At 39.5% G+C, this 6,170-nt stretch carries 6 protein-coding genes; all 6 read left to right on the top strand.

Going from position 1 to position 6,170, the window contains the following annotated elements:
- Window positions 1–286: 286 nt before the first annotated feature.
- Window positions 287–1,741 (top strand): RNA polymerase factor sigma-54, encoded by a 1,455-nt coding sequence (locus B2Y23_RS15090; RefSeq protein WP_291371688.1) that lies wholly within the window; start codon window positions 287–289, stop codon window positions 1,739–1,741.
- Window positions 1,742–1,913: 172 nt separating this feature from the next.
- On the top strand, window positions 1,914–2,246 hold the full coding sequence (gene hpf, locus B2Y23_RS15095) for a ribosome hibernation-promoting factor, HPF/YfiA family (protein WP_291371690.1): 333 nt from the start codon (window positions 1,914–1,916) through the stop codon (window positions 2,244–2,246).
- A gap of 137 nt (window positions 2,247–2,383) precedes the next feature.
- Complete coding sequence (ibaG, locus tag B2Y23_RS15100) at window positions 2,384–2,635, top strand: BolA family iron metabolism protein IbaG (RefSeq protein WP_291354268.1); 252 nt, start codon at window positions 2,384–2,386, stop codon at window positions 2,633–2,635.
- 6 nt (window positions 2,636–2,641) lie between these two features.
- A complete protein-coding gene (murA, locus tag B2Y23_RS15105; protein WP_291371692.1) occupies window positions 2,642–3,898 on the top strand; it encodes a UDP-N-acetylglucosamine 1-carboxyvinyltransferase in 1,257 nt (418 codons plus the stop codon).
- Window positions 3,898–4,599, top strand: a complete 702-nt coding sequence (gene hisG / locus B2Y23_RS15110) for an ATP phosphoribosyltransferase (RefSeq protein ID WP_291371694.1) — start codon at window positions 3,898–3,900, stop codon at window positions 4,597–4,599. Before murA ends, hisG begins: the two co-directional genes overlap by 1 nt.
- Window positions 4,600–4,786: 187 nt before the next feature.
- Window positions 4,787–6,091, top strand: a complete 1,305-nt coding sequence (gene hisD, locus B2Y23_RS15115; RefSeq protein ID WP_291371696.1) for a histidinol dehydrogenase — start codon at window positions 4,787–4,789, stop codon at window positions 6,089–6,091.
- Window positions 6,092–6,170 lie beyond the last annotated feature (79 nt).

Genomic DNA, 6,170 nt, shown 5'->3' on the forward strand with positions numbered 1-6,170 from the left:
AGAAGGGGGTGTTTTTTTATGCGTGAGATATTAAAAACCTGAGCTCATTATTTAATTTAGTTGGGTTGATTTTGATATTATTGAGATATTTCGTTTTATATTTAAAATAAATTATTAATTTATAAAAGTATTTATCATTATTTCATCATCTTTTATCGCAAATATGACTAAAAAATCTTTAAATTTGTATATTTTTTATGTATATCTATGATATAAAAAATAAAACGGCACAAAAATTGCTTATAACGTGTGCTTTTATAAATGACAGTAAAAAGAGTAGGGTAGTATGAAGTTATCGGTTGGATTGAAAGTTGCGAACTCCTTGTCACTGACACCGCAGTTGCAGCAGGCCATTCGTTTGCTTCAATTATCAAGCTTAGAGCTTGAGCAAGAAATTCAGATTCAACTCGATAGTAATCCGTTATTGGAAAAAGTAGAAGAGCAATCTTCGATTGAAAGTCTGTCCGCTTTACAAGATCAAGAACGTGAAAATAAAGATTTAACCAATGAGCTGAATGCAAACCATCTTCCTGAGGATTTACCTGTCGATACCGATTGGGATGATGTGTACACCCATCAACCGACCAGTCTCGGTTCCCCTGAATATGAGGAGCGGGAAGATAATCGTCAGGGGCATTTAGGTCTAAAAGAACACGTTCTTGAACAGATCAATTTATTGCATTTTTCTTCTGTAGATCGTCTGATTGCGCATTGTATTGTCGACTCTTTAGATGAAAAAGGTTTTTTAGATGCTGAAATTACTGAAATTACCTCATCTGTGCAGCATTTACTGGAAACCATGGATTATGAGGATGAAGTAGAAGACGATGAAGTTCTTGTTGTTTTAAAACATATTCAACATTTGGATCCTCCTGGGGTAGCCTCACGTAATCTAGCTGAATGTTTATTGGTGCAATTAGAAAGTTTGCCTGTACATAAAGCTTATCGTTATGAAGCGATAACTTTATTAAATCATTATGAGTTATTGATTTCGAACGAATTGCCTAAACTGGTCAAACAGACGGGTTTGAATCCTGATCAATTAAAATGTGCAATTGACTTGTTAAAAACCTTGAAAGCCTATCCAGGAATGGAATTTGAAGAGAAAGACTCGGATTATCAAATTCCCGATGTGGTGGTGATGAAAAAGAATGATCATTGGCAAGTGCAGTTAAATCCAGATGTTATGCCTAAATTACGGATCAATTCTTTTTATGCCAGTATGATTAAACGTGCAGATCAAAGTAACGATAATCAATATTTACGCAATCAAATGTTAGACGCCAAAAACTTTATTAAAAGTGTCGATGAGCGTCATAAAACCTTGTTAAAAGTGGCAACCTGTATCGTAGAGCATCAAAAAATGTTTTTGGAAATTGGGGCTGAAGGAATGAAACCTTTAGTACTTCGCGATATTGCTGAAGAAGTTGAATTGCATGAGTCTACAGTTTCCCGTGTGACAACCAACAAATTTATGCTCACTCCGCGCGGCTTATTTGAACTGAAATATTTTTTCTCCAGTCATGTTGCAACGACTTCTGGTGGAGAAGCATCTTCCATTGCCATTCGGGCAAAAATTAAAAAGTTAATTTCGGAGGAAAATCCTCGGAAGCCTTTATCTGACAATATTATTGCCAATTTATTAAAACAAGACGGAATTGATGTGGCACGTCGGACTGTAGCTAAATATCGAGAGTCGTTACATATTCCGTCATCTTCTGAACGAAAAGTCTTGATCTAATTTTTAAAATCTGATTATTCTATGGATTCATTATGACAACATAATGAATCTTTTTTCTTTTAAAGGAGTAGTTGAAATGATTTGAAGCGTGAATTGTAAAATTCTAATTTCTGTTATTGGATCATTTTAGCTATGACTTTAACTAATCCTGAAGAAGGTGAGGGATAGAATTATGCAAATAACAATTCGTGGTCATCACTTAACTATTACCCCTGCTATTGAAGATAATATCCGTTTAAAATTTACTGAAATGACCAAGCACTTAGACCATGTCAATAGTATGCAGGTGAAATTGAGCAAAGATCATCAAGTAGACAAGCGTTCAAGAAAAGGAAGTTTAAATCATATAGCTGAAGCAATTATTCGTGTACCGGGGGCAGAATTATTTGCACAGGCTACAGCTGATGATATGTATACATCAATAAAAAAATTAACGGAAAAACTTAAAAAACAGTTACATAAGCATAGAAAAATGCAGGTTGCATCTCCTTCTTTGCTAGCATAGTTTTATTTTTGAACAAAAAGAGGTTTTTGATAACCTCTTTTTTTATATATTAAATGTTATACGTTAATGATTTATTTTTCATATTTATAGTAAAATGGCAGGTTTTTACACCGTTGGTCCTATAAGAGGTCTTTGTGATGAATAGTGAACAGCTCACTGAAATTTTAAAAGCTGCTTTTCCAGAGGCTGAAGTTGCAGTTAGTGGGCAAGGCGGGAAATTTGATCTTCGTATCGTAGACGAACAATTTGAAGGCAAACGTCCAGTAGCACGCCAGCAGACTGTTTATGCTCCGTTAAATTCATATATTGCCAGCGGTGAAGTACACGCGGTAACTATTCGTGCAATGACCCAAGAAGAATGGCGTAAAGCAAGCTTATTCGGAGCTTAGAACTAGATGGATAAATTTTTAATTCAGGGCGGTGTTAAGCTCGAAGGTGAAGTGCGTATTTCTGGTGCAAAAAATGCAGCACTTCCATTACTTGCTGCAATGATTCTCCCTGAAACTCCTACCGTATTAACGAATGTTCCAAATCTTAAGGATGTGAACACTTTAGTCAAACTGATTGCAGGTTTAGGCGTTCAAATCTCTTATGAAGGCGATACGGTTAAGGCAGATACATCTACATTAGATAATCAGTTTGCACCCTATGAACTGGTAAAAACCATGCGTGCATCAATTTTGGTCTTAGGTCCATTATTGGCGCGCTATGGTAGTGCAAAAGTTTCCCTTCCTGGTGGATGTGCCATTGGTTCACGTCCAGTTGATCAACACCTTAAAGCATTAGAAGCTTTGGGTGCTGAAATTGAGGTTGAAGCTGGATATGTGCATGCCAAAGTTGACGGTCGTCTTAAAGGTGGCGAAGTTGTCTTTGATATGGTCACTGTGGGCGGTACGGAAAATATTTTAATGGCTGCTGTGCTTGCTGATGGTGTAACGACTATCCGTAATGCGGCCCGTGAACCGGAAATTACAGATCTTGCGCAAATGCTGATTAAAATGGGCGCAAAAATTGAAGGTTTGGATACCGATACCTTAGTGGTTACTGGTGTAGAAAGCTTGCATGGCTGTGAATATGCCGTAGTGGCTGACCGTATTGAAACGGGTTCATATTTGGCTGCCGCTGCAATTACCGGTGGTAAAATTAAAACCACGCATACTGATCCAAGTTTGATGGAATCTGTACTCGACAAATTCGAAGAAATGGGTGCGGAAGTGACCCGTGGGGATGACTGGATTGAACTGGATATGATGGGTAAACGTCCTAAAGCGGTAAGCTTTCAGACTCTGCCACATCCAGAATTCCCAACTGATATGCAAGCTCAAATCATGGCAGTTAATGCAATTGGTCGCGGTTTTGCAACCATTTCTGAAACGATTTTTGAAAACCGTTTTATGCATGTACCTGAATTGGCAAGAATGGGCGCAAATATTCAGGTTGAAGGTAATGATGCGGTCGTAACGGGTGTTGAAAAACTTTCAGCAGCACCAGTAATGGCGACAGATTTACGTGCTTCTTTCTCTTTGGTTTTAGCTGCTTTAGCGGCTGAAGGTGAAACTCTAATTGACCGTATCTATCATATTGACCGCGGTTATGAAGATGTTGAAGCAAAATTACAAGGTTTAGGCGCCCAGATTAAGCGAGTAAGTTAATGAGCGATATGAGAAACGATGATCCAAACTTTGACGTTATGGGCAATTTTGATCATGGTTTAACTTTAGCATTAAGTAAGGGACGTATTTTAAAAGAAACTTTACCTCTGCTAGAAACAGCAGGAATTAACTTGCTGGAAGATCCGGATAAATCACGTAAATTGATTTTCCCTACGACACATAAACATGTGCGTATTTTGATTTTACGTGCCTCTGATGTGCCGACATATGTGGAAAATGGTGCAGCGGATATCGGGGTCGCGGGTAAAGATGTGCTCATGGAGCATGGTGCGCAAAATGTCTATGAACCGCTAGACTTGAAGATTGCAGTTTGTAAACTCATGACTGCAGGTAAAGTAGGCATGGAACGTCCGAAAGGTCGTTTAAAAATTGCAACCAAGTATGTGAACTTAACCCGTCAATACTATGCCAGCCTAGGCGAGCAAGTGGATGTAATTAAGTTGTATGGTTCGATGGAACTTGCACCTTTAGTGGGTTTGGGTGATTACATTGTCGATGTGGTTGATACTGGTAATACCTTGCGTGCCAATGGTTTAGAACCATTGGAAGAAATTTGCAAAGTGTCTTCACGTCTGATTGTGAACAAAGCAAGTTTTAAACGTAAACAAACGCTACTTAATCCGATTCTGGCACAGCTTGAAAAAGCAGTTGAAGAACGTGAGCAAGCAAAAAAAGCATAATTTTTTTGCTGTTGAAAAAACCGTCCTAAGGGGCGGTTTTTTTATTTTGTGATTTTGAAAAAGTCGTTTTTAAGTTTAATCAATTTTATCAAAAGTTATTTCCAATAAAATTCATACTTATAGTCGGGACTAGTTACCGACAAAAGCACATAAAACAGGTAAACTAAAGACTCCCATTATTTTCATTGTGGATAAATTGATGCGACGTTTATCGACTCAAGATCAAAATTTCAAACAAGTCTTTGCAGATTTGTTGGCTTTTGAAACTGTGAGTGACCCAGAACTCTTAAAAACCGTAGATCAAATCATTGCTGATGTACGTCAGCATGGTGATGCTCATGTTCTTAAACTCACACAACAGTTCGATCGACATCCTGCGCATCAATTTTCTGAGCTTGAACTGAGTCAAGAACAACTGAAAGTAGCATTTGAGAGTCTAAGCACCGAAGTTCGTGAAGCACTTGAGCTTGCAGCAAATCGTGTGCGTGAATTCCACCAAGCACAAAAACAAGATGGCTGGACCTATGTCGATGTTTTAGGCAATACTTTGGGCCAAAAAGTTACACCGCTGGATCGTGTCGGTATTTATGTACCTGGTGGCTTGGCATCTTATCCATCTTCAGTGCTAATGAATGCCATTCCTGCACATGTGGCAGGTGTACCTGAGATTATTATGGTGGTGCCTGCACCGAATGGTGATTTGAATCCATTGGTTCTTGCAGCAGCATATTTGGCGGGTGTGCATCGTGTCTTTACCATAGGTGGCGCACAAGCGGTTGCTGCTTTGGCTTATGGTACAGAAACCATTCCATCTGTCGATAAAATTACCGGACCAGGTAACCGTTTCGTGGCAGCGGCTAAACGTGCGGTATTCGGTCAAGTCGGTATCGACATGATTGCCGGACCTTCTGAAATTTTGGTCTATGCCGAAGGCGAGAATAATGCCAAATGGTTGGCGATGGATTTGTTGTCGCAAGCAGAACATGACACCGTTGCACAAGCAGTATTTATCACGCCTGATGAACAGCTTTTAAATGAAGTTGCAATCGCGATCGAAGCGCATTTAGAAGCTTTACCAAAAGCTGAAATTGCACGTACTTCTATTGCCAATCGTGGGGCTTTGGTTTTGGTCAAGGATCGTCAAGAAGCGATTGATTTGATTAATCAGGTTGCGCCTGAACATTTAGAACTTTGCCTGGATGAAGCCCAAGAAATGTCGGAAAAAATTCGTCATGCTGGTGCCATCTTTATGGGACGTTATACCCCTGAAGCGATTGGTGACTACTGTGCAGGTCCAAACCACGTATTGCCAACCTCTGGTACAGCGCGCTTCTCTTCACCACTCGGTGTCTATGATTTCCAAAAGCGTTCAAGCTTGATCATGTGTTCCCAAGAAGGTGTGAAGACGCTAGCGAAAACCGCTGATGTGTTAGCGCAACAAGAAAACTTGGATGCTCATGCGAGATCAGCGCGTTATCGTTATCAACCATAAATAGAATTAAAACCTCTCCCTAGCCCTCTCCTGAAAGGAGAGGGAACTCCTCCCTTTGTTAAAGGGAGGTTGGGAGGGA

Source organism: Acinetobacter sp. UBA5934 (assembly GCF_002430855.1).
Classification (GTDB): domain Bacteria; phylum Pseudomonadota; class Gammaproteobacteria; order Pseudomonadales; family Moraxellaceae; genus Acinetobacter.

Bases quoted from the DNA above. Each gene is read 5' to 3' on its own strand.
- B2Y23_RS15090 (WP_291371688.1), top strand. From the start codon at position 287: ATGAAGTTATCGGTTGGATTGAAAGTTGCGAACTCCTTGTCACTGACA.
- hpf (WP_291371690.1), top strand. From the start codon at position 1,914: ATGCAAATAACAATTCGTGGTCATCACTTAACTATTACCCCTGCTATT.
- ibaG (WP_291354268.1), top strand. From the start codon at position 2,384: ATGAATAGTGAACAGCTCACTGAAATTTTAAAAGCTGCTTTTCCAGAG.
- murA (WP_291371692.1), top strand. From the start codon at position 2,642: ATGGATAAATTTTTAATTCAGGGCGGTGTTAAGCTCGAAGGTGAAGTG.
- hisG (WP_291371694.1), top strand. From the start codon at position 3,898: ATGAGCGATATGAGAAACGATGATCCAAACTTTGACGTTATGGGCAAT.